Genomic DNA, 22,508 nt, shown 5'->3' with positions numbered 1-22,508 from the left:
ATTGGCAAGGGAAAAGCCTGTGCTGCCACAATATTGATCGATTCACTTGAAGGGGTGAAAACACGGGCAGGATGGCGGTATGAGAGCCTGGAACCTGATCGATTCGCCGCCGCCGGACCCGCGTCAAGCTTTGGTTAACCATGGAGGGGCATTGGTTGGGTAGTCACGGGGCCGGCATGAAGGAGCGCGGCGCTTCGGCATGTGCAAAGGATGGACGGGGGAGTTGAGGTGAGGCTTTCGGTAACAATGCTGCGGGCTGTGTTCGTGACCGGACGGTTCGGGCGCGCCATGCGCTCCTTCGCCGTACTGTTCGCAACATTCGCCTTCATGCTGCCGTCGACGGGCCATGGCGCCGACGGGCCACCGCCGCTGCTCGCCTTCAGTGCGCGAATCGCCGGCGACGATGCGCGTACACGGCTCGTCATATCCTTCGACCGGAAGCCTGATTACTCGGTTCACTATGTCTCCAATCCGGTTCGCGTCATCGTGGACCTGCCTGAGACGTCCTTCGGGCTGAAACCGGAAAGTCTCGAGCCGAGGGGTCTCTTCAATGAGATCCGCTATGGCGGGATGGGGGCAGGGGCCTCCAGACTCGTTCTCTCCGCCAGAGGGCCGACGGAGATAACCCATGCCGAAGTGATGCCGGACGAAGACGGCAAAGGCTTCCGCCTTGTGCTTGACGCCGAACGGATCGGTGGGGCGCGCTTCGAAAAACTCCTGCGCGAGCAGACATGGACCGGCACCGTCCGCGCCACCAAAGCCGATCGGCCGGTCGCGCCAGCCAAGACCCCAGGCGCCTTTATCATAGCCGTCGACCCGGGGCACGGCGGCATCGACACCGGCGCGATCGGCACCGCGAGCAAGATCGAGGAGAAGCAAGTCACCCTCGACTTTGCGCGGGTTCTCGTGGAGACGCTCAGCCGTGAGGCTGGCGTCGAGGCGTTTTTGACGCGGGAACGCGACGAGTTTCTTTCCTTGCCGCAGCGCGTCCAGATAGCGCGGCAGCGAAACGCCAACCTCTTTATTTCCGTTCATGCCGACACGTTGAAGCAGAAGGATATTCGCGGCGCCACAGTCTATACGATTTCCGACAAGGCGTCCGACCACCTCGCGGCCGAGCTGGCGGCGCGCGAAAACCTCTCCGACGAGATCGCCGGCATGCCCTTCGAAAGCGAACCGCCGGAGGTCGCGGACATCCTGATCGACCTGACGCGGCGCGAGACCCAGGCGTTCTCGATCAATCTGGCCCGCAGCGTCGTTTCTTCCTTCGAAGGGCAGATTCAGCTGATCAACAATCCCCACCGTTACGCCGGGTTCCGCGTCCTGCAGGCGCCTGACGTACCTTCGGTGCTGCTCGAACTCGGCTTTCTCTCCAATACGGAGGACGAGAAATTGCTGCTCGACCCGGAATGGCGCAAGAAGGTATCGGGCCTGATCGCGAGTGCCGTCCAACGCTATCGGCAAGCAGCGGTTGCGAACGGCGGCTGATCCCGATCGCTCGGAAGCGGGTCACTCGGTTCCACGATCCCAAGCCGCCGCGCGCCGGATGTGATTTGTGTCGCTCCTGTAACAGCGGTATGTTTTGACGCGGATGCGCGCGGGATAATCGAGGACCAGCCCTATTTTACTCACAATCCGGGCCTTTGGGGGGAGGGGCGTCCCGTTTTGTTGGGAAACGGTGTTGATGCGTGGGCTTCCTCGCCATATGAGGGAGCCCGCTAGGCGTATAGCTGCAATACCAGACGATTTCTGACGGAAGAGTTTGGCGGGGCCAACGTGTTTGCGAAAGTGGGACTTTCGAAATCGGAGGCTTCGCGAATGGGCGATAAACAGGTACCGGTATCTGACTGATGATCAGGCTTATTGGATATTTTTTCGGCATTGGTGCGTTTCTGCTGCTGGGTGTCGCCGGGGCGGTCGCGCTCTACGTCGCCGCCATTACGAAGGATTTGCCTGACTATGAGGTGCTGGCAAAATACGCGCCGCCGGTAACCACCCGGTTCCACGCAGGCAATGGCGAACTGATTGCCGAATATGCGCGCGAGCGCCGCCTCTATCTGCCGATCCAGGCCATACCGGACCGCGTGAAGGCCGCCTTCATTTCCGCCGAAGACAAGAATTTCTATCAGCATCCGGGTATCGACGTCACCGGTCTCGTCCGGGCCATAGCCGTCAACGTCCAGAATCTCGGCTCCGGCCGGCGGCCCGTCGGCGCCTCGACGATCACGCAGCAGGTCGCGAAGAACTTCCTGCTCTCCGCCGACCAGACGATCGACCGCAAGATCAAGGAGGCGATCCTTTCCTTCCGCATCGAGCAGGCCTACAGCAAGGATCGCATCCTCGAGCTCTACCTCAACGAGATCTTCTTCGGGCTGAATGCCTATGGCATCGCCGGAGCGTCGCTGACCTATTTCGACAAGTCGGTCACCGAATTGACCGTCGCCGAGAGCGCTTATCTGGCCGCTCTCCCGAAGGGGCCGGCCAATTATCATCCGTTCCGCAAGACGGAAGCGGCTATCGAGCGCCGCAACTGGGTAATCGACCGAATGGTCGAGAACGGCTACGTGGCCAAGGCGGACGGAGAGGACGCGAAGAAGCAGCCGCTCGGCGTCACGCCTCGCCGTGGCGGTGCTCACCTTTTCGCTTCCGACTACTTCGCCGAGGAGGTCCGCCGGCAGATCATCCAGAAGTATGGCGACAATGCTCTTTACGAGGGCGGCCTTTCTGTGCGCACCTCGCTCGATCCCGACCTGCAGGTGATCGCCCGCAAGGCGTTGCAGCAAGGCCTCACGAGTTACGACGAGCGCCGCGGTTTCCACGGCCCCATCAGCACGATCGAGATTGGCGGTGATTGGGGTGAGCCGCTGAGCAAGGTCGCGGCACTGAGCGACGTTCCGGAATGGAAGCTCGCGGTCGTGCTCTCCGTCGATAGCGAAGGTGCTGTCGTCGGCATCCAGCCGGAGAAGGAAGCCTCCGGCAAGATCGTCGCCGAACGCGTGACCGGGCATATTGCGGCGAAGAACATGCAATGGGCCTATCGCTCCGCCCGAGGCGACCGCAAGACGGCGAGATCGCCGGAAGGCGTGTTCGGGCCGGGCGACGTCGTCTATGTCGAACCCCTCAGCGAGGAGAAGGGCGAATACCGCCTTCGCCAGCCGCCGAAGGTCCAGGGTGGACTGGTGGCGATGGATCCGCACACGGGGCGCGTGCTGGCAATGGTCGGCGGTTTCTCCTACGCCCAGTCGGAATTCAACCGCGCGACGCAGGCGATGCGCCAGCCGGGGTCCGCCTTCAAGCCCTTCGTCTATGCCGCGGCGCTCGACAGTGGCTACACGCCCGCTTCGGTGATCCTGGATGCGCCGATCGAGATCGTCGCCGGCGGCCAGGTCTGGCGTCCGGAAAACTATGGCGGTGGGTCCGCCGGTCCCTCGACGCTGCGCCTCGGCATCGAAAAATCGCGCAACTTGATGACGGTGCGGCTCGCCAACGACATGGGAATGAACCTCGTCGCCGAATATGCGGAGCGCTTCGGCATCTATGACAAGATGCAGCCCCTGCTTTCCATGTCGCTCGGTTCCGGCGAGACGACGGTGCTGCGCATGGTCTCCGCCTACTCGGTCCTTGCCAATGGCGGCAAGCAGATCAAGCCATCGCTGATCGACCGCATCCAGGACCGCTTTGGCAAAACGATCTTCCGCCACGAGGACCGTACCTGCGAAAATTGCAATGCCGATGATTGGGCGGAACAGGAAGAGCCAGTCTTGACCGACAACCGCATGCAGGTGCTCGATCCCATGACCTCCTATCAGATCACCTCCATGATGGAGGGAGTCATCACGCGAGGCACGGCAGCAGGCAAGATCAAGCTCGACCGCCCCGTGGCTGGCAAGACCGGCACGACCAACGACGAGAAGGATGCCTGGTTCGTCGGCTACACGCCGGATATCGTCGCCGGGCTCTATCTGGGCTTTGACGACCCGGCCCCGCTCGGCCGCGGTGCGACCGGCGGCAGTCTGGCCGCTCCGATCTTCAATGCTTTCATGCAGGAGGCGGTCAAGGGCACGCGCCCCGGCAAGTTCGTCGTTCCGGAAGGCATGAGCCTCACAGCCGTCAATCGCAAGACCGGCATGGCGGCCTTCGAAGGGGAACCGGACACGATCATCGAGGCATTCAAACCGGGCACCGGACCCGCCGACTCCTTCTCTGTCATCGGCGACGTCGACGAATACGCACCGCCGGAGGAGATCCTGAAGAACTCGCCGCAGGCCAACCAGGCCGTGACCTCCGGTTCGAACGGCCTCTTCTGATCGCTTCCCGTCAGGCTGTCCCCGTCGCCTTTACATCGGCGGCGGGCATCGTTATTTGACGCTCACAATCCGACAACGACAAGAAACAGGATCATGCGCAGCGAAATCGAGAACATTGTCGACGAAATCAAGCAGGCCATAAGCCTGCTGAGGAGGCATCTTTGACTGGGATCAGGCGGTAAGACGACTGGACTGGTTGAACAACAAGGCGGAGGACCCTTCGCTCTGGAACGACGCCGCCGAGGCGCAGAAACTGATGCGCGAGCGCCAGCAGCTCGACGATAGCATCAACGGCCTGCGTCGGTTCGAGCAGCAGCTCAAGGACAACATCGAACTGATCGAGCTCGGGGAAGAGGAAGGCGATTCGGCCATCGTCAGCGAGGCCGAGGAAGCGCTCCGGCAGTTGCGCAGCGAGGCTGCGAAGAAGCAGGTCGAGGCGATGCTTTCCGGCGAGGCCGACCAGAACGACACCTATCTCGAGGTCCATTCGGGGGCCGGCGGCACGGAAAGCCAGGATTGGGCCAACATGCTGCTTCGCATGTACAGCCGCTGGGCCGAACGCCAGGGCTACAAGGTGGAGCTCCTGGAAATTCAGGACGGTGAAGAGGCCGGCATCAAGTCGGCGACGCTGCTCGTCAAGGGCCACAACGCCTATGGTTGGCTGAAGACGGAATCCGGCGTCCACCGGCTCGTCCGCATCTCGCCTTACGACAGCAATGCGCGTCGCCACACTTCGTTCTCGTCCATCTGGGTCTATCCGGTCGTTGACGATTCGATCCAGATCGACATCAACGAGAGCGATTGCCGCATCGATACCTATCGCTCCTCGGGTGCCGGCGGCCAGCACGTCAACACGACCGACTCGGCGGTGCGCATCACGCACATGCCGAGCGGTATCGTCGTGCAGTGCCAGCAGGAACGCTCGCAGCACAAGAACCGCGCCAAGGCCTGGGACATGCTGCGCGCACGCCTTTACGAGGCGGAGCTGAAGAAGCGGGAAGAAGCGGCAAACGCCGAAGCAGCCTCCAAGACCGAGATCGGCTGGGGCCACCAGATCCGCTCCTATGTCCTGCAGCCGTATCAGTTGGTGAAGGACTTGCGGACCGGTGTGGAAAGCACGAGCCCAGGCGACGTGCTCGACGGTGAGCTCAACGACTTCATGGAAGCCGCCCTCGCTCATCGAGTTAGCGGCGGAGCCGACGCGATCGTCGAGGACCTGAGCTGATAAGCCTCCCAACCGAGATCGCCACTGGTGGTGCCCGTTCCGATGGGCGCCCCTCTCTCCGCGAGCGGGAAGAGGGTTAGTCCTCCCTCGGGTTAAACCCTTGAAGAGGGGCAATTCTCATCCCTGCGGCCCGCTCCTTTATCAGTTCGTCGCGCGTTCGATCTTGATCTCGCCGAGATCGTCGATCAGCACCGTCCAGGACTCCGGTTCCGCCGCCGACGGATCGGTCTTCAGATAGACCGTCGCAAACATGCCGGGCTGCCGCGTGACGCCGGTCGACGTCTCGGGGCGAATGTCGGTGACGTAGGGTTTCAACGCGGTGAACTCGTCCAATTCGGCGGATGAAACGACCTCGGGCCCCGCCGGCCCGAGCGCGATCTGTTGCAGATGTATCTCAGCGGTTCCGTCGGACTGGCGCACGGCGACGAGCTTGTAATAGCCGCGTTGTCCTGCATCACCCTTCATCCCGGCCGCATTGCCGTCCACACCTGTCCTGTCGCCGGAAAGTCCTCCGGCACTTTCTTCCCAGTAGCCGGTGCTCGTGACGAAAATGACATTCGGGGGAAGGATGTCCGCTTCTTGCGCCAGTGCGCCCGTGGGCAGTGCCAGGCCGAGTGCGAACAAGAGCGTCTTTAACATTGTCGAATATTCCTTTGCCGTTCGGCCGATCGATCCTCTGACGGTGCGAAGGCTCCGAAGTTTGCCGCTTTGAGCCATATCGCGACCGCGCCGCACCGCGAATTCAATGGGAGAACTGCTCGGCGAGGATGCGGTCCGACCAGGAATGGTCCGGGTCGGATAGGATGCGCGCCGTAAGTTTCTCCGATTCCGCGATCGTCACCTTGACGACCGATTTGACCTCCTGATGGTCCGCAACGGCGTTGACCGGGCGCTTTTCCGCTTCGAGGATATCGATCTCGACGGTGACGTGGTTGGGCAGTAGAGCACCGCGCCAACGCCGCGGCCTGAAGGGACTGACGGGGGTCAGCGCGAGGAGGGGAGCCTCGAGCGGCAGGATCGGTCCGTGCGCTGAGAGATTGTAAGCCGTCGAGCCGGCGGGCGTTGCAAGGAGAAGGCCATCGCAGGTCAGTTCGTCAAGCCGTACCTTGCCGTCGACGATAACCTTGAGCTTGGCGGCCTGATAGGACTGCCGGAAGAGATAGACCTCGTTGATCGCCAGCGCAGTAAACGCGTTGCCATGGACGTCGGCTGTGGTCATCTCAAGCGGATGGAAGGCATTTTCAACCGCACTGGCGATGCGCTCGCGCAGGTTCTTCGTGCTGTAGCGGTTCATGAGGAACCCGACCGAGCCGCGATTCATGCCATAGACGCGCTTGCCGGAATTCATCGTCTTGTGCAGCGTGTGCAGCATGAAGCCGTCGCCGCCGAGCGCGACGATCACGTCGGCCTCTTCCGGGTTGTGGTCGCCGTAGACTTCCGTGAGTTCCCTCGCTGCCTTCTGGGCCTCTTCCGTCGGTGAAGCGATGAAGGCGAGTGTGCTGAACTGGGCCATGAATTCAGTCCGTTGGTCATTGCGGCAGTGGAGCCATGCTCGATTTCTGGCACGCCCGTGCGACCGGCGCACCCGAAAAATCGAGGGAATCCGCATTTTTGCTTTACACGGAAAGAGAATATGGTAACTCCGATCCCCGGAAAGTGCCCTTATAGCTCAGTTGGTAGAGCGGCTGATTTGTAATCAGTAGGTCGGGAGTTCGAGTCTCTCTGGGGGCACCATTTTTCAAGGACATACCCCGTCTTCGATGTTCGTTGCCACGAGGCAGGAACATCCTTCAAATCTCGAACGACATCGCCGGCTTGGGTTCGATTTCGCGGCAGCGCTCCATGGCCTTGACCAGGTTCTCGGCCAGATAGTCGATCAGCGCGCGGGTGGCCGGCAGCATGCCCTGGCGCGAGGGAAAAACGAGATGGACCATCACGTCGCCGGACGTCCATTCGGGCAGCACCGGAACGAGCACGCCGGCGCGGAAGTCGCGTTCGCAGATATGGTCCGGCAGCAGCGCGATTCCCATGCCTTCGATCGCGGCACGCTCGAGAATGACGAAGTCGCTGCAGCCGATCACCGGCCGGTGGGTGATCTCGATCGATCCGCCGTCGGTATGAAAGAGGCGCCAGACGTCGTGCGCATGCTGCTCGTTCATCGAAAGCGACGGCATCTCGGAGAGATTGGATGTGGTGACGTCGCCAAGACGGGCAAGGAGCGTCGGGCTGGCGGCGAGTCGTGAGCGTGTCTCGCCGAACTTTCTCACGATCAACTGACTGTCGGTATCGAGCTGCTCACGGGCTCGCAGAGCGACATCGAATCGCTCTTCGATCAGGTCGAGGCGCCGGTTGGTCGCGGTGATCAGCAGCCGCACGCCGGGATATCGGCGATGAAAGCCGGGCAGAATATCGGCCAGCATCGGCGTGAAGCCAAGCGGACAACCAAGCCGCACAATGCCCGTCGGCTCGCCGCGCGCGGCAGCGACCTCGGCTTCCGCCGCCGCAACGCCGTCCAGAACCCCCCGGGCATGCTCGTAGAACACGCGGCCGATTTCGGTGACGCGAAGTTTGCGCGTCGAGCGTTCAAGAAGGCGCACGCCCAACTGCTCCTCGAGCCGCGCCACATGCTTGCTGAGCTTGGATTTGGGAATGTTCAGGTCGCGCGCGGCGGCGCTGAAGCCATTGTTCTTCACGACCGCGGCGAAGAGGGCGATATCGTTGAGATCGTGCATCTTTATGTCCATGCAGAGGCAACTGCCCAATCATTCGGCCGGGCCTGTTCGTGCTATTGTTTCCCTCGGGAAACGCAATGTCAATTATACCCGATCTTATCGGCCGATTGTTTTCAAATCATATGTTGAGCACCGCAACCCCAAAGAAAAGGTGCTTCCCATGAACGTTCTTCATATCGACTCCGGCATCCTCGGAGAACATTCGGTTTCCCGCCGCCTGACGGCAGCGATCGTCGCGCAGATCAAGGTCGACCGGCCGGATGCGAAAGTTACCTATCACGACCTCGTCTCCGAGCCGGTGGCGCATCTGACCGGCGCGCAGATCATGGCGCCCGCGGACCTCGATGGTGTCGAGCCTGCGCTGGCGGCGGACGTCAAGGCTGGGCGTCAGATGCTCGAGGAATTCCTCGCCGCCGACATCGTCGTCGTCGGCGCGCCCATGTATAATTTCTCCATCCCGAGCCAGCTGAAAGCCTGGATCGACCGCGTGGCGGTTTCCGGCAAGACGTTCCGTTATAGCGAAGCCGGGCCGGAAGGCCTCGCCAAGGGCAAGAAGGTCATCGTCGCTTCCACGCGTGGCGGGCACTATTCCGCCGGAGCCGCCGCTGCCATGGACCACCAGGAGAGCTATCTGCAGGCAGTCTTCGGCTTCTTCGGGATCACCGACATCGAGTTCGTGCGAGCCGAGGGCCTGAACCTCGGCGCCGACCAGAAGCAGTTCGCGATTGGCGAGGCGGAGAAGGCGATTGCCGAGCGCAGCGTGCTCAGGCTCGCAAGCTAATCACCTCGGCCGGCGCCCACGCCGGTCGGTTGCGGAAGGATGCCGGTTGCGCCAGCGACCGGCATTCTTCGTTTCAGCTTCCCGCGGATTTGCGGTATTCTGCCGTCATGATGGGGCTCGGCGTTTTCAGGCTTCTGGCGCTGTCACTGGCGGCCGCCGCGATGGTCGCCGGCAGCGTTTCCGCGTCCCCGCCGGACCGGCGGTGCACCTGTCGCAATCGCGATGGAGTGAAATATGAGCTCGGCCAGCTCGCCTGCATTCGCGTCGGCGACGTCGCCTATCTGGCGCGCTGCGAAATGAACCTCAATGTCACCACCTGGAAGAAATTGCGCGACGGATGCCCGACGGCTGAGCTCGCGCAAACCAGCGTCCGAATGTACTGAGTTATCACTTTTTCAGGTGCCGCCTCGCCGCATACATGGCGATCGCGGCGGCATTCGAGACGTTCAGCGACTTGATGGCGCCCGGCATGTCGAGCCTGGCCAGAGCCGTCACCGTCTGCCGCGTCTTCTGACGCAGCCCTTTGCCTTCCGATCCGAGGACGAGGGCGATCCGCTCTCCCGCAAAGGTGGCCTCGAGCGGTTGCGGGCCTTCCGAATCGAGGCCGATTGTCTGAAAGCCAAGCTTGTGCAGTTCCTCAATCGCGTCGGCGAGATTGGTGATCTGGATATAGGGAATGAGTTCCAGTGCGCCGGAGGCGGACTTCGCCAGCACGCCCGATTCGGTCGGGCTGTGGCGCATTGTCGTGATCAGTGCGCCGGCGTCGAAGGCGACCGCGGAACGCATGATTGCACCGACATTGTGCGGGTCGGTCACCTGGTCGAGCACCAGGATCAAAGGGCAGTCGCGCAGCGCCTCGAGTCTGCGGTGCGGCAGCGGCCGCGTCTCCAGCATCACCCCCTGATGAATGGCATCCGGGCCGAGAATACGGTCCAGGTCCTGCGGCGTCACGATCTCGACGGGGAAGGGGAGGTTTGACGGCTCGCCGAGTTCCAGCCGGGCAGCCGCATTCTGCGTGACGCTGAGGCGGATGATGTTGCGCTCAGGATTGTCCAGCGCGGCACGGACCGTATGCAGGCCATAGAGGAGGACCTCGTCGGGCGCGAGCGCCGGCGGCTTCCAGTCGGGCGGCAGCTTCCTGCGCTTGTCTGGCCGTGGGGTCGGAATCTCGCCGCGGTCCCGGCGCGCATCGCGATGCGCGCGCCGAAGATTGGCATAGTGGCTGTCTCTGGCGCTCTTGTCGCCCGTCTTATCCTTGCTCATGCGCGTCTTATAGTGAGGTTCCCCCGTGCTTGGAAACGCTTTTGGAAATCTCGCTGTCCACGGCTGTGGAGAAATTCTGAAAAATTCGGTTTCGCTCTGTTGACAGGAAGTATGCGGACGGTCATATACCCGGCCCAGATCGCGAGGCGGCAACGAAACGGCGCCGGTTCTTCCACGATCTCAAAAGCTTGGTCGATTGATCCCGACAGGATAATGGAGGGATGCCCGAGTGGTTAAAGGGGACGGACTGTAAATCCGTTGGCTCAGCCTACGTTGGTTCAAATCCAACTCCCTCCACCATTCTGCTTCAGGATCTTAGGCCCGCGGGTATAGCTCAATGGTAGAGCAGCAGCCTTCCAAGCTGAATACGCGGGTTCGATTCCCGCTACCCGCTCCAACCACCCAGCTCGGTTTCCGCATTGGTTCGCATACGACTTTAATGAATGCGCGCATGCCGCTGATTGTGTTGAGGTTCGGACAGGCGGACGATCTACAGACCAGGACCGGGCGAATCTTCGTGACAAACTTGCGAAGTGCGGTCAGGCTGTACCATCCGGCGGTCGCAATTAGGTCTTGCGCAAAGTCTGCGAAACCCTTAAACGGCTCGACAAACCGGCCCGGCCGGCTGATCCATCGTACTTGACCACAGGAAGCGTACCCATGGCAAAGAGCAAATTTGAGCGCACCAAGCCGCACGTCAACATCGGCACGATTGGCCACGTTGACCATGGCAAGACGTCGCTGACTGCAGCGATCACGAAGTATTTCGGCGAGTTCAAGGCATATGACCAGATCGACGCCGCGCCGGAAGAGAAGGCCCGCGGCATCACGATCTCGACGGCGCACGTCGAATACGAGACGCCGAACCGTCACTATGCGCACGTCGACTGCCCCGGCCACGCCGACTACGTCAAGAACATGATCACCGGTGCGGCGCAGATGGACGGCGCGATTCTCGTCGTTTCGGCCGCCGACGGCCCGATGCCGCAGACCCGCGAGCACATCCTGCTCGCCCGCCAGGTCGGCGTTCCGGCGATCGTCGTGTTCCTGAACAAGGTCGACCAGGTCGATGACGCCGAGCTGCTCGAGCTCGTCGAGCTCGAAGTGCGCGAGCTGCTGTCGTCCTACGAATTCCCGGGCGACGACATTCCGATCATCAAGGGCTCGGCGCTCGCCGCTCTCGAAGATTCCGACAAGAAGATCGGCGAAGACGCGATCCGTGAGCTGATGGCAGCGGTCGACGCCTACATCCCGACGCCGGAGCGTCCGGTCGACCTGCCGTTCCTGATGCCGATCGAAGACGTGTTCTCGATCTCCGGCCGTGGCACGGTCGTCACCGGCCGCGTCGAGCGCGGCATCATCAAGGTCGGTGAGGAAGTCGAGATCGTCGGCATCCGTCCGACGACGAAGACGACCTGCACCGGCGTTGAAATGTTCCGCAAGCTGCTCGACCAGGGCCAGGCCGGCGACAACATCGGCGCGCTGCTGCGCGGTGTCGACCGCAACGGCGTCGAGCGCGGCCAGATTCTGTGCAAGCCGGGTTCGGTGACGCCGCACACGAAGTTCAAGGCCGAGGCCTACATCCTGACGAAGGAAGAAGGTGGCCGTCATACGCCGTTCTTCACCAACTACCGTCCGCAGTTCTACTTCCGCACGACGGACGTGACGGGCGTGGTGACGCTGCCGGAAGGCACGGAAATGGTGATGCCGGGCGACAACGTGACGGTCGACGTCGAGCTGATCGTGCCGATCGCGATGGAAGAAAAGCTGCGCTTCGCCATCCGCGAAGGCGGCCGCACCGTCGGCGCCGGCATCGTCGCATCGATCATCAAGTAATTCCGGTACAACCGGATCTCGAAACCCCGCGGGCGACCGCGGGGTTTTTTTATGCGCGCTTGTCAGCGTCGGGCATGTGTCAAGTCGGACCGCGCCGTGTGATCTCTGCAACAGTGGGCACAGGGTTCTGCCCGCCGTCGCCGATTGTCGAAGGCCTTTGCCGCCAGGCTGTGTTATTCTCCGATCCCGATGAATGCCCCGGTGGCACCGTTACGGCCGAGGATCGGAATCCCAAATGAAAAGACGTATCGCTGCGCGGCTCGCCGCTGCTGGCATCGCTCTGATTTGCGTGGGTTCTTTCGCGCCGGCAACGGCAGGCGAAGACGGTCCGCTTGTCTGGGCTCCCACGAGGACTGGCTCCAACACCTATAAGCTGCGGCTCGGCCTTCGCTCGCCGGGACGGGTGGAGGCGGCGAGCGGTGCCGAGCTCTCCTTGAAAGCGGCCCCCTCCGGCAAGATCATCCCGCCGGAGGCGCCGGTTCGCCTTTGGGGAACGGTTTCACGCCAGGGCGGTCCGCGGGCGGTGACACGCTCCTCACGGGTCAGCATGGGCTTCAATCCGCTGACCGGTGTCGGCAATATGGGTGCCGGGACCGCAAGGACGTGGATCGTCACGCCGACGGTAGATGCCGAGGTCCAGCGGAACATAGCCGTGCAGTGCAATGTCTACGAAAAACACTGCGGTCGACCGAAACTGACGCAATCCGCCAGGCTCTCCTCGACCGCAACCAGGACTTCGATTGTGGTCGACAGCAGGCTATCGGGTGAAGGCCTCAGTGGTCTCGATCGCATTGGCGTCGAACAGCGGTTCGGGAATCTCAAGCTCGGGGCTGCCGTCGTCGATCCATTGTTGGCTCCGCGCAGCCTGATCACTCTGCGCTACGGTCTGAAATGGTGAGCGGTGAGCTCCGGCTCGCATCTTGCGTTGCGAGGCGAAGCAACTAACCTACTGCATGTCTCCTTAAATCGACCTCGTTTTAAGGAGACATGCAGCAAATTAACGTGCTACAGCGCCGCGCCTCTGACATGACGTGCGGCCCGTAGTGGTGTCGAATCTCGGGGAGGCGTCATGAAGAAGCGCATTCTGTTCACCGGCGGTGCCGGCAAGGCCGGCCGGCATGCCGTGCCCTATCTCGTCGATGCAGGCTATGAAGTGCACAATGTCGATCTTGTGCCGCTCGACAGTCCAGGCGTAACCAACCTGATCGCCGACATCACCGACAGCGGCCAGATGTTCAACGCGCTTTCCATGCACCGCGATTTCCCCGATCTCGATCCGGGGCGGGGGCCGCAGGGCTTCGACGCCGTCGTCCACTTCGCCGCCGTTCCACGCATTCTCATCAAGCCGGACAACGAGACATTCCGTGTTAATGTGATGGGAACCTATAATGTGATCGAAGCGGCGGTGAAGCTCGGTATCCGCAAGATCATCGTCGCATCCAGCGAAACGACCTACGGCGTTTGCTTCGCCGAGGGCCACCGGGACTTCCATCACTTTCCGCTCGAGGAGGACTACGACGTCAACCCGATGGATTCCTACGGGCTCTCCAAGGTGGTGAACGAGCAGACGGCGCGGGCCTTCGCGGAGCGTTCCGGATTCGACATCTATGCCTTGCGTATCGGCAATGTGATCGAGCCGCACGAATACGAGCACTTCCCGCACTATTTCGCGCACCCGGAGATTCGCAAGCGGATTGCCTGGAGCTATATAGACGCGCGGGACCTTGGGCAGATCGTCAAGCTCTGCGTCGAGAAGGATGGGCTCGGCTTTGCGATCTTCAACGCCGCCAATGACACCGTTTCTGCGGATACTCCGTCTCGCGAGCTCGCCAAGCGCTTCTACCCGAACGTTCCCTTCAGACGGGAGATCGGGGAGTTCGAGGGGCTTCTTTCGAATCGCAAGATCCGCGAGATGCTTGGTTTCAAGGAGGAGCATAACTGGCGGAAATACGTGCAAGCGGACCGTTGAGTTCGGTACTTCATCGAACTTGATCCAAGGAGACGCGGCGCGAGGCGCCAACCTTCTTCAGAAACGAAGGCGGGCGCCGAAATTTTCCTGGAACTTTTTCGGCTTTTGTTGCAAATGCGCTTGAAAGCGCCCGGCAAACTGAATAAGAAGCCGCTGACTTGAGCGCTTCCGAAGTCTGGATTGCGCCAGCGTCAAGGGGTATAGCTCAGTTGGTAGAGCGGCGGTCTCCAAAACCGCAGGTCGGGGGTTCGAGCCCCTCTGCCCCTGCCAGCCTCTGCATTCTTGCCTCGATGTTCGAGTTCAGTCAGAATGCCGAGGGCAGGCGGCTTTGCCGTGTTACACATTCAAAAAAAGACTGATTGGCTCTTGTGGTTTTCAGAATCGGTCTTTATGTAGGGTCCAAACAGACACGCGGTGCGTGGGGCTGAAAGATCGGCTTTACGCGCCGTAATGGCGTGAGCATTCAATGGCATCCAAAACGAATCCGTTTGCGTTTCTGCAGCAGGTGCGCTCTGAAACGTCGAAAGTGACTTGGCCTTCGCGGCGCGAGACGACGATCTCGACGCTGATGGTCTTTGTCATGGTCTCTCTTGCCGCCGCCTTTTTCTTTGGTGCGGACCAGTTGCTGGGTTGGCTGATGAGCCTGATCCTCAATATTGGCGCTTGATCGGGGTGGGGAGTAGCATGGCAGCGCGCTGGTATATTGTTCACGCCTATTCGAATTTCGAGAAGAAGGTCGCCGAATCGATCGAGGAGAAGGCCAGGCAGAAGGGCCTGTCGCATCTGTTCGAGAAGATTCTCGTGCCGACCGAGAAGGTGGTCGAGGTTCGCCGCGGGCGCAAGGTGGATGCCGAGCGGAAGTTCTTCCCGGGCTATGTTCTCGTGCGCGCCAATCTGACCGACGAGGCCTACCACCTCATCAAGAATACGCCGAAGGTCACCGGCTTCCTCGGTACGGACAGCAAGCCCGTTCCGATTCCCGATCACGAAGCCGACCGTATCCTCGGCCAGGTTCAGGAAGGTGTCGAACGTCCGAAGCCTTCCGTCTCGTTCGAGATCGGCGAGCAGGTCCGCGTCTCGGATGGTCCGTTCGCCTCCTTCAACGGCACCGTTCAGGATGTCGACGAGGAGCGGTCGCGCTTGAAGGTCGAAGTATCGATCTTCGGTCGTGCAACCCCGGTCGAGCTGGAATACGGCCAGGTCGAAAAGGTCTGACGAACACAGGTTACAGGAATGGGTGGGCTTGAGCCTGCTCGGCGGAGTGATCCGCATGCGCGTGGGAGATGGCCGGTCTTAGCCGGATCGGGCAATCGCTACCACGCAACCGCAGCCGCCGGCCATTCGGCCGGCAAAGGGCCGGGCGACCGGCTGAAGAGTTCCCTCGTCGACTTCGGTCGGGGAGGGCAATGAGAGGCAGAGAGAAATGGCTAAGAAAGTTGCAGGCCAGCTCAAGCTGCAGGTGAAGGCCGGCTCGGCAAACCCGTCGCCGCCGATCGGTCCTGCGCTTGGTCAGCGTGGCATTAACATCATGGAATTCTGCAAGGCGTTCAATGCCGCCACGCAGGAGATGGAAAAGGGTATGCCGATTCCGGTCGTCATCACCTATTACCAGGACAAGTCCTTCACCTTCGTCATGAAGCAGCCGCCGGTCAGCTACTTCCTGAAGCGTGAAGCGAAGATCCAGTCTGGCTCGAAGACGCCGGGCAAGGCCAAGGCCGGCTCGATCTCCAAGGCTCAGATCCGCACCATCGCAGAGGCCAAGATGAAGGACCTCAACGCGGCTGATATCGAAGGCGCAATGGCAATGGTCGAGGGCTCTGCCCGGTCCATGGGCCTGGAAGTGACGGGCTAAGACCATGGCGAAGATTGCAAAGCGTGTACAGAAGTCCCGCGAGGGCATCGATCCGGCAAAGCTTTATGGTCTCGCCGAAGCCGTGACGCTGATCAAGGAGCGTGCAACGGCCAAGTTCGACGAGACGATCGAAGTCGCGATGAATCTCGGTGTCGATCCGCGCCACGCAGACCAGATGGTCCGCGGCGTTGTCAACCTGCCGAACGGCACCGGCCGCTCGGTTCGCGTTGCCGTTTTCGCCCGTGGCGCCAAGGCTGACGAAGCCAAGGCCGCTGGCGCCGATGTCGTCGGCGCGGAAGACCTGGTCGAGATCGTCCAGGGCGGCAAGATCGACTTCGATCGCTGCATCGCCACCCCGGACATGATGCCGCTCGTCGGCCGTCTCGGTAAGGTCCTCGGCCCGCGCGGCATGATGCCGAACCCGAAGGTCGGCACCGTAACCATGGACGTCACCGGTGCAGTGAAGGCCTCCAAGGGCGGCGCGGTCGAGTTCCGCGTCGAGAAGGCCGGTATCGTTCACGCCGGCGTGGGCAAGGCATCCTTCGATGCCAAGGCGCTCGAAGAAAACATTCGCGCCTTCGCTGACGCCGTCGTCAAGGCGAAGCCGACCGGCGCCAAAGGCAACTACGTCAAGCGCGTAGCGCTTTCGTCGACCATGGGGCCCGGCCTCAAGATCGACCCGGCGACGCTTACCGCCGCCTGATAAGTTTTGGGCCTCGGCCCGAACCTCGATTTCCGGCCTTTCGGGGCCGGAAATGTCCGGACCTCGAAGGTCCGGAACTCCTGTCCGAGATTGCGGGTGGTTTTACCTTAATCACCGTTGCCCGCATGAGACGGGTAAGATCTGGATTATGGCGCCGGAGGCGCTGGAATTCGGTTCGAACCTCGCTTGCCTTGTCTGACCCGGGACGCCCGGGGACGCCAGGGGACAGGATCCTTAAGCGTCGCTTGGGATCGTCGTTGATCCTGGGTGACAAAGGCAAACCCGGCAGGGCTGCGACAAGCATCCCTGTCAACTGGAGACAGACAGTGGAAAGAGCGGAAAAACGCGAATTCGTCACGGAGCTGAACGAAGTCTTCAAGGCTTCCGGTTCGGTTGTCGTGGCCCACTATGCTGGTGTCACAGTTGCGCAGATGAACGACTTCCGTTCGAAGATGCGCGCTGCTGGCGGCACCGTCAAAGTCGCGAAAAACCGCCTGGCCAAGATCGCTCTTCAGGGTACGGAGTCTGAAGGGATGACAGATCTCTTCAAGGGTCAGACGCTGATCGCATTCAGCGCCGATCCGATAACGGCTCCGAAGGTCGTCATGGACTTCGCCAGGACCAACGACAAGCTCGTTGTTCTCGGTGGCTCCATGGGGGCAACCACGCTCAACGCCGAAGGTGTCAAGTCGCTCGCGACGCTGCCTTCGCTCGACGAGCTGCGCGCGAAGCTGCTGGGCCTCATCAATGCCCCGGCAACCCGCGTCGCGACGGTTGTCGCCGCACCGGCAAGCCAGCTTGCCCGCGTGTTCTCGGCCTACGCCAAGAAGGACGAAGCCGCCTGAGGCGGAATTTCGCTGTTGTAATTGATACCAGTTCGAACCGAACAAAAGGAAAAGTAAAATGGCTGATCTCGCAAAGATCGTTGAAGACCTGTCCTCGCTGACCGTCCTGGAAGCTGCCGAGCTTTCCAAGATGCTCGAAGAAAAGTGGGGCGTTTCTGCCGCTGCTCCGGTTGCCGTTGCAGCTGCCGGCGGCGCTGCTGGCGGTGCTGCTGCCGCTGCTGAGGAAGAAAAGACCGAGTTCGACGTCATCCTCGTTGACGCTGGCGCCAACAAGATCAACGTCATCAAGGAAGTCCGCGGCATCACCGGCCTCGGCCTGAAGGAAGCCAAGGACCTCGTCGAAGGCGCTCCGAAGCCGGTCAAGGAAGCCGTTTCCAAGGCTGAAGCTGCCGACCTCAAGAAGAAGCTCGAAGACGCTGGCGCCAAGGTTGACGTCAAGTAATTCGACGACATGCGAAGGGAGGGGGCCCTTGTGGCCGCCTCTCTTTGACCGTTTTTGGAACATATTACCCAAAGGCCTGTCAAAAACGGCCTTTGGGTAATGGGTTCTTCAAGAGGATGGTCGCGATCGGAAGACAGCACAGCAATCCGCGCTGGCGTCTCCCGGAAGCTTGACGAGATTGAACTACCCATTGATCGACGGGATCGACTGGCCAGCGGTTCCCGTCCGTTGCAGGCCCGGATGCAAGATTGACAAGGAGCGACGATGGCTCAGACCCTTTCGTTCAACGGTCGTAGGCGCGTACGCAAGTTTTTTGGTAAAATCCCAGAAGTCGCGGAGATGCCGAACCTCATCGAGGTTCAGAAGGCGTCCTACGACCAATTCCTCATGGTGGAAGAGCCCGAGGGCGGGCGTCCGGACGAGGGACTTCAGGCCGTTTTCAAATCGGTCTTTCCGATCAAGGATTTTTCGGGCGCTTCGATGCTCGAATTCGTTTCCTATGAATTCGAGCCGCCGAAGTTCGATGTCGAGGAGTGCCGCCAGCGCGACCTGACCTACGCGGCGCCGCTGAAGGTGACGCTGCGCCTCATCGTGTTCGATATCGACGAGGATACCGGCGCCAAGTCGATCAAGGATATCAAGGAGCAGAACGTCTACATGGGCGACATGCCGCTCATGACGGACAACGGTACCTTCATCGTCAACGGCACCGAGCGCGTCATCGTCTCGCAGATGCACCGCTCGCCGGGCGTTTTCTTCGATCATGACAAGGGCAAGAGCCATTCTTCCGGCAAGCTGCTCTTTGCTGCGCGCGTCATTCCCTATCGCGGCTCCTGGCTCGATATCGAATTCGACGCCAAGGACATCGTCCACGCCCGCATCGACCGTCGCCGCAAGATTCCGGTGACGTCGCTCCTGATGGCGCTCGGCATGGACGGCGAGGAAATCCTCGACACCTTCTACACGAAGTCGATCTACCAGCGCGACGGCGATGGTTGGCGCGTACCGTTCCAGCCGGATGCCCTGAAGGGCCAGAAGGCCGTTGCCGACATGATCGACGCCGACACCGGCGAGGTCGTCGTCGAGGGAGGCAAGAAGCTGACGCCCCGCCTCCTGCGGCAGTTGCAGGAAAAGGGCCTGAAGGCGCTGAAGGCAACCGACGACGATCTCTATGGCAACTATCTTGCCGAGGACATCGTCAACGTCGCGACGGGTGAGATCTATCTCGAAGCGGGCGATGAGATCGACGAGAAGTCTCTGCCGGTTATTCTCGAGGCTGGCTTCGACGAGATTCCGGTTCTCGACATCGACCACATCAATGTCGGCGCCTATATCCGCAACACGCTCGCCGCCGACAAGAACGAGAACCGCCAGGACGCGCTCTTCGACATCTATCGGGTGATGCGTCCGGGCGAGCCGCCGACCATGGATTCGGCGGAAGCCATGTTCAACGCGCTGTTCTTCGATCCGGAGCGTTACGACCTTTCGGCCGTCGGCCGCGTGAAGATGAACATGCGCCTCGATCTGGACGTGCCGGACACGGTTCGCATTCTTCGCAAGGAAGACATGCTGGCCGTCGTCAAGATGCTGGTCGAATTGCGCGACGGTAAGGGCGAAATCGACGACATCGACAATCTCGGCAATCGTCGCGTCCGTTCGGTCGGCGAGCTCATGGAGAACCAGTACCGCCTGGGTCTCCTGCGGATGGAGCGCGCTATCAAGGAACGCATGTCCTCGATCGAGATCGACACGGTCATGCCGCAGGATCTGATCAATGCGAAGCCGGCCGCGGCCGCCGTTCGCGAGTTCTTCGGTTCCTCGCAGCTCTCGCAGTTCATGGACCAGGTGAACCCGCTGTCGGAGATCACCCACAAGCGCCGTCTTTCGGCTCTCGGCCCGGGCGGTCTCACCCGCGAACGCGCCGGCTTCGAAGTCCGCGACGTGCATCCGACGCACTACGGCCGCATCTGCCCGATCGAGACGCCCGAAGGCCCCAACATCGGTCTGATCAACTCGCTCGCGACCTTCGCCCGCGTGAACAAGTACGGCTTCATCGAAAGCCCGTACCGCAAGATCGTCGACGGCAAGGTGACGAACGACGTCGTCTACCTCTCGGCGATGGAAGAAGCCAAGTACCACGTGGCGCAGGCAAACTCGGTGCTGAACGATGACGGCTCCTTCGCGGAAGAATTCGTCGTTTGCCGTCACGCCGGCGAGGTCATGCTGGCACCGCGCGACAACATCAACCTGATGGACGTCTCGCCGAAGCAGCTCGTTTCGGTGGCGGCCGCGCTCATCCCGTTCCTTGAGAACGACGACGCGAACCGCGCGCTGATGGGCTCGAACATGCAGCGTCAGGCTGTGCCGCTGCTGCGCGCCGAGGCGCCGTTCGTCGGCACCGGCATGGAACCGGTCGTTGCGCGAGACTCGGGTGCTGCGATCGCAGCCCGCCGCGGCGGCGTTGTCGACCAGGTCGACGCGACGCGTATCGTTATCCGCGCCACCGAAGACCTCGATCCGTCGAAGTCGGGCGTCGATATCTACCGGCTGCAGAAGTTCCAGCGCTCCAACCAGAACACCTGCGTCAACCAGCGCCCGCTGGTGACCGTCGGTGACGTCATCAACAAGGGTGACATCATCGCTGACGGTCCGTCGACCGACCTCGGCGATCTGGCGCTCGGCCGCAACGCGCTCGTCGCGTTCATGCCGTGGAACGGCTACAACTACGAAGACTCGATCCTGCTTTCCGAGCGGATCGTGCGCGACGACGTGTTCACGTCGATTCACATCGAGGAATTCGAGGTGATGGCGCGCGACACGAAGCTCGGTCCGGAAGAAATCACGCGCGACATTCCGAACGTCTCGGAAGAAGCTCTGAAGAACCTGGATGAAGCCGGTATCGTCTACATCGGTGCCGAGGTTCAGCCGGGTGATATCCTGGTCGGCAAGATCACGCCGAAGGGCGAGAGCCCGATGACGCCGGAAGAAAAGCTCCTGCGCGCCATTTTCGGCGAAAAGGCCTCCGACGTTCGCGACACTTCGATGCGCATGCCTCCGGGCACCTTCGGCACGGTCGTCGAAGTTCGCGTCTTCAACCGCCACGGCGTGGAGAAGGACGAACGTGCGATGGCGATCGAGCGCGAGGAAATCGAGCGTCTCGCCAAGGACCGCGATGACGAACAGGCGATCCTCGATCGCAACGTCTATGCCCGCCTGATCGACATGCTGCGCGGTCACGTCGCAGTCGCCGGTCCGAAGGGCTTCAAGAAGGGCACCGAGCTCTCGAATGCCGTCATCAGCGAATATCCGCGCTCACAATGGTGGATGTTTGCCGTCGAGGACGAGAAGGCCCAGGGCGAGATCGAGGCGCTGCGCGCTCAGTACGACGAGTCCAAGTCGCGCCTTGAACAGCGCTTCATGGACAAGGTCGAGAAGGTCCAGCGCGGTGACGAAATGCCTCCGGGCGTCATGAAGATGGTCAAGGTCTTCGTCGCCGTGAAGCGCAAGATCCAGCCGGGCGACAAGATGGCCGGCCGTCACGGCAACAAGGGTGTCGTTTCGCGGATCGTGCCGATCGAAGACATGCCGTTCCTCGAAGATGGGACGCATGTCGACGTGGTTCTGAACCCGCTCGGCGTGCCGTCGCGCATGAACGTCGGCCAGATCCTCGAGACGCATCTCGGCTGGGCTTGCGCCGGCATGGGCCGGAAGATCGGGGCGATGCTCGACGCCTATCACGACAACGGCGACATCAAGCCGCTTCGCGATACGATCGACGACGTCATCGGATCCGGTCCGAAGGGCGAGCCGATCAAGCAGTACGACGACGAATCGATCGTCCGGCTGGCGGAACAGACCCGCCGCGGCGTATCGATCGCGACGCCGGTCTTCGACGGTGCTGTCGAAGCCGACGTCAACCAGATGCTTGAGAAGGCAGGCCTGAAGGTGACCGGTCAGTCGACGCTGTTCGACGGCCGCACGGGCGAGGCGTTCGACCGGCAGGTGACGGTGGGCTACATCTACATGCTGAAGCTCAACCACCTGGTCGACGACAAGATCCACGCCCGCTCGATCGGTCCGTACTCGCTCGTCACCCAACAGCCGCTCGGCGGCAAGGCGCAGTTCGGCGGTCAGCGCTTCGGCGAGATGGAAGTCTGGGCGCTGGAAGCTTACGGCGCCGCCTACACGCTGCAGGAAATGCTGACGGTCAAGTCGGATGACGTGGCCGGCCGCACCAAGGTCTACGAGGCGATCGTACGTGGCGACGACACGTTCGAGGCGGGCATTCCGGAGAGCTTCAACGTTCTCGTCAAGGAAATGCGCTCGCTGGGCCTCTCGGTCGAGCTGGAGAACTCGAAAGTCGATGACCTCGGCGCCGCGGCACAGCTGCCGGACGCAGCGGAGTAAGACGACATCAGGTGCGTGCCGCAAGCGGCGCGCACCGTTCCGCCGGCGGGTCTCTCGAGTGCCCGCGGCAGGGACACGGCCGCACGCGATGCGGTTTTAGCCGTTTATGGGGCAGGGGCCGGCGCCCGGGATTTGCCGGCACCCTC

The 22,508-nt window shown here is 61.6% G+C and carries 19 protein-coding genes and 4 tRNA genes; 19 read left to right on the top strand and 4 right to left on the bottom strand.

Annotated elements, in window-relative coordinates; translation table 11 throughout:
• Positions 1-246 precede the first annotated feature (246 nt).
• The 3 genes from J2Z31_RS28555 (at position 247) to prfB (ending at position 5,532) form a co-directional block, all read left to right on the top strand.
• Positions 247-1,488 (top strand): N-acetylmuramoyl-L-alanine amidase, encoded by a 1,242-nt coding sequence (locus tag J2Z31_RS28555; protein ID WP_408022072.1) that lies wholly within the window; start codon positions 247-249, stop codon positions 1,486-1,488.
• Positions 1,489-1,850: 362 nt separating this feature from the next.
• On the top strand, positions 1,851-4,307 hold the full coding sequence (locus J2Z31_RS28550; RefSeq protein WP_209607062.1) for a penicillin-binding protein 1A: 2,457 nt from the start codon (positions 1,851-1,853) through the stop codon (positions 4,305-4,307).
• 93 nt (positions 4,308-4,400) lie between these two features.
• Positions 4,401-5,532, top strand: a protein-coding gene (prfB, locus tag J2Z31_RS28545; RefSeq protein ID WP_209607059.1) for a peptide chain release factor 2 whose coding sequence is annotated in 2 segments (ribosomal slippage) — positions 4,401-4,469 and positions 4,471-5,532 — 1,131 coding nt in all. Because the reading frame shifts where the segments join, the coding sequence is not laid out codon by codon here.
• Positions 5,533-5,673: 141 nt separating this feature from the next.
• Here prfB and J2Z31_RS28540 read toward each other — a convergent pair.
• Both J2Z31_RS28540 and J2Z31_RS28535 read right to left on the bottom strand, forming a co-directional pair.
• A complete protein-coding gene (locus tag J2Z31_RS28540; RefSeq protein ID WP_209607057.1) occupies positions 5,674-6,171 on the bottom strand; it encodes a hypothetical protein in 498 nt (165 codons plus the stop codon).
• A 103-nt stretch (positions 6,172-6,274) separates the two neighbouring features.
• The gene (locus J2Z31_RS28535) at positions 6,275-7,045 is read right to left on the bottom strand and encodes an NAD kinase (RefSeq protein ID WP_209607055.1); all 771 of its coding nucleotides are present in this window, start codon (positions 7,043-7,045) and stop codon (positions 6,275-6,277) included.
• A 145-nt stretch (positions 7,046-7,190) separates the two neighbouring features.
• On the opposite strand from J2Z31_RS28535, the gene J2Z31_RS28530 reads away from it, so the two are divergent.
• Positions 7,191-7,266 (top strand) — tRNA-Thr (locus J2Z31_RS28530).
• 56 nt (positions 7,267-7,322) lie between these two features.
• Here the strand turns inward: J2Z31_RS28530 and J2Z31_RS28525 are convergent.
• Positions 7,323-8,264, bottom strand: coding sequence for a LysR family transcriptional regulator (locus tag J2Z31_RS28525; protein WP_209607053.1), 942 nt, complete (start codon positions 8,262-8,264; stop codon positions 7,323-7,325).
• A gap of 160 nt (positions 8,265-8,424) precedes the next feature.
• Here J2Z31_RS28525 and J2Z31_RS28520 point away from each other — a divergent pair, with 160 nt between their 5' ends.
• Positions 8,425-9,045: an FMN-dependent NADH-azoreductase gene (locus J2Z31_RS28520; RefSeq protein WP_209607051.1), complete on the top strand. Its 621-nt coding sequence runs from the start codon at positions 8,425-8,427 to the stop codon at positions 9,043-9,045.
• Positions 9,046-9,152: 107 nt separating this feature from the next.
• The gene (locus J2Z31_RS28515; protein WP_209607050.1) at positions 9,153-9,428 is read left to right on the top strand and encodes a hypothetical protein; all 276 of its coding nucleotides are present in this window, start codon (positions 9,153-9,155) and stop codon (positions 9,426-9,428) included.
• Between the two features lie 4 nt (positions 9,429-9,432).
• Here J2Z31_RS28515 and J2Z31_RS28510 read toward each other — a convergent pair whose 3' ends face one another.
• A complete protein-coding gene (locus J2Z31_RS28510; RefSeq protein WP_209607048.1) occupies positions 9,433-10,308 on the bottom strand; it encodes a TrmH family RNA methyltransferase in 876 nt (291 codons plus the stop codon).
• Between the two features lie 215 nt (positions 10,309-10,523).
• Between J2Z31_RS28510 and J2Z31_RS28505 the strand changes: the two genes are divergently transcribed.
• The 13 genes from J2Z31_RS28505 (at position 10,524) to rpoB (ending at position 22,362) form a co-directional block, all read left to right on the top strand.
• A tRNA-Tyr gene (locus J2Z31_RS28505) sits at positions 10,524-10,608 on the top strand.
• A gap of 23 nt (positions 10,609-10,631) precedes the next feature.
• A tRNA-Gly gene (locus J2Z31_RS28500) sits at positions 10,632-10,705 on the top strand.
• Between the two features lie 263 nt (positions 10,706-10,968).
• Complete coding sequence (tuf, locus tag J2Z31_RS28495; protein WP_209607046.1) at positions 10,969-12,144, top strand: elongation factor Tu; 1,176 nt, start codon at positions 10,969-10,971, stop codon at positions 12,142-12,144.
• A 235-nt stretch (positions 12,145-12,379) separates the two neighbouring features.
• Positions 12,380-13,042 (top strand): hypothetical protein, encoded by a 663-nt coding sequence (locus tag J2Z31_RS28490; protein ID WP_209607044.1) that lies wholly within the window; start codon positions 12,380-12,382, stop codon positions 13,040-13,042.
• A gap of 171 nt (positions 13,043-13,213) precedes the next feature.
• On the top strand, positions 13,214-14,113 hold the full coding sequence (locus J2Z31_RS28485) for an NAD-dependent epimerase/dehydratase family protein (RefSeq protein WP_209607042.1): 900 nt from the start codon (positions 13,214-13,216) through the stop codon (positions 14,111-14,113).
• A gap of 194 nt (positions 14,114-14,307) precedes the next feature.
• A tRNA-Trp gene (locus tag J2Z31_RS28480) sits at positions 14,308-14,383 on the top strand.
• Between the two features lie 196 nt (positions 14,384-14,579).
• Positions 14,580-14,780, top strand: a complete 201-nt coding sequence (gene secE, locus J2Z31_RS28475) for a preprotein translocase subunit SecE (RefSeq protein WP_209607040.1) — start codon at positions 14,580-14,582, stop codon at positions 14,778-14,780.
• 17 nt (positions 14,781-14,797) lie between these two features.
• Positions 14,798-15,328, top strand: a complete 531-nt coding sequence (nusG, locus tag J2Z31_RS28470; RefSeq protein ID WP_209607038.1) for a transcription termination/antitermination protein NusG — start codon at positions 14,798-14,800, stop codon at positions 15,326-15,328.
• A 208-nt stretch (positions 15,329-15,536) separates the two neighbouring features.
• Positions 15,537-15,965 (top strand): 50S ribosomal protein L11, encoded by a 429-nt coding sequence (gene rplK / locus J2Z31_RS28465; RefSeq protein ID WP_034858872.1) that lies wholly within the window; start codon positions 15,537-15,539, stop codon positions 15,963-15,965.
• 4 nt (positions 15,966-15,969) lie between these two features.
• Complete coding sequence (rplA, locus tag J2Z31_RS28460; RefSeq protein ID WP_209607036.1) at positions 15,970-16,668, top strand: 50S ribosomal protein L1; 699 nt, start codon at positions 15,970-15,972, stop codon at positions 16,666-16,668.
• 326 nt (positions 16,669-16,994) lie between these two features.
• On the top strand, positions 16,995-17,513 hold the full coding sequence (gene rplJ / locus J2Z31_RS28455; protein ID WP_209607034.1) for a 50S ribosomal protein L10: 519 nt from the start codon (positions 16,995-16,997) through the stop codon (positions 17,511-17,513).
• 58 nt (positions 17,514-17,571) lie between these two features.
• Positions 17,572-17,955: a 50S ribosomal protein L7/L12 gene (gene rplL / locus J2Z31_RS28450; protein WP_209607032.1), complete on the top strand. Its 384-nt coding sequence runs from the start codon at positions 17,572-17,574 to the stop codon at positions 17,953-17,955.
• 264 nt (positions 17,956-18,219) lie between these two features.
• Entirely contained in the window at positions 18,220-22,362 is a 4,143-nt protein-coding gene (gene rpoB / locus J2Z31_RS28445) for a DNA-directed RNA polymerase subunit beta (RefSeq protein WP_209607030.1), read from the top strand.
• The last annotated feature ends 146 nt before the right edge of the window (positions 22,363-22,508 follow it).

It is taken from the genome of Sinorhizobium kostiense (assembly GCF_017874595.1).
Classification (GTDB): Bacteria; Pseudomonadota; Alphaproteobacteria; order Rhizobiales; family Rhizobiaceae; genus Sinorhizobium; species Sinorhizobium kostiense.
This window is presented reverse-complemented; position numbering and strand designations above follow the sequence as displayed.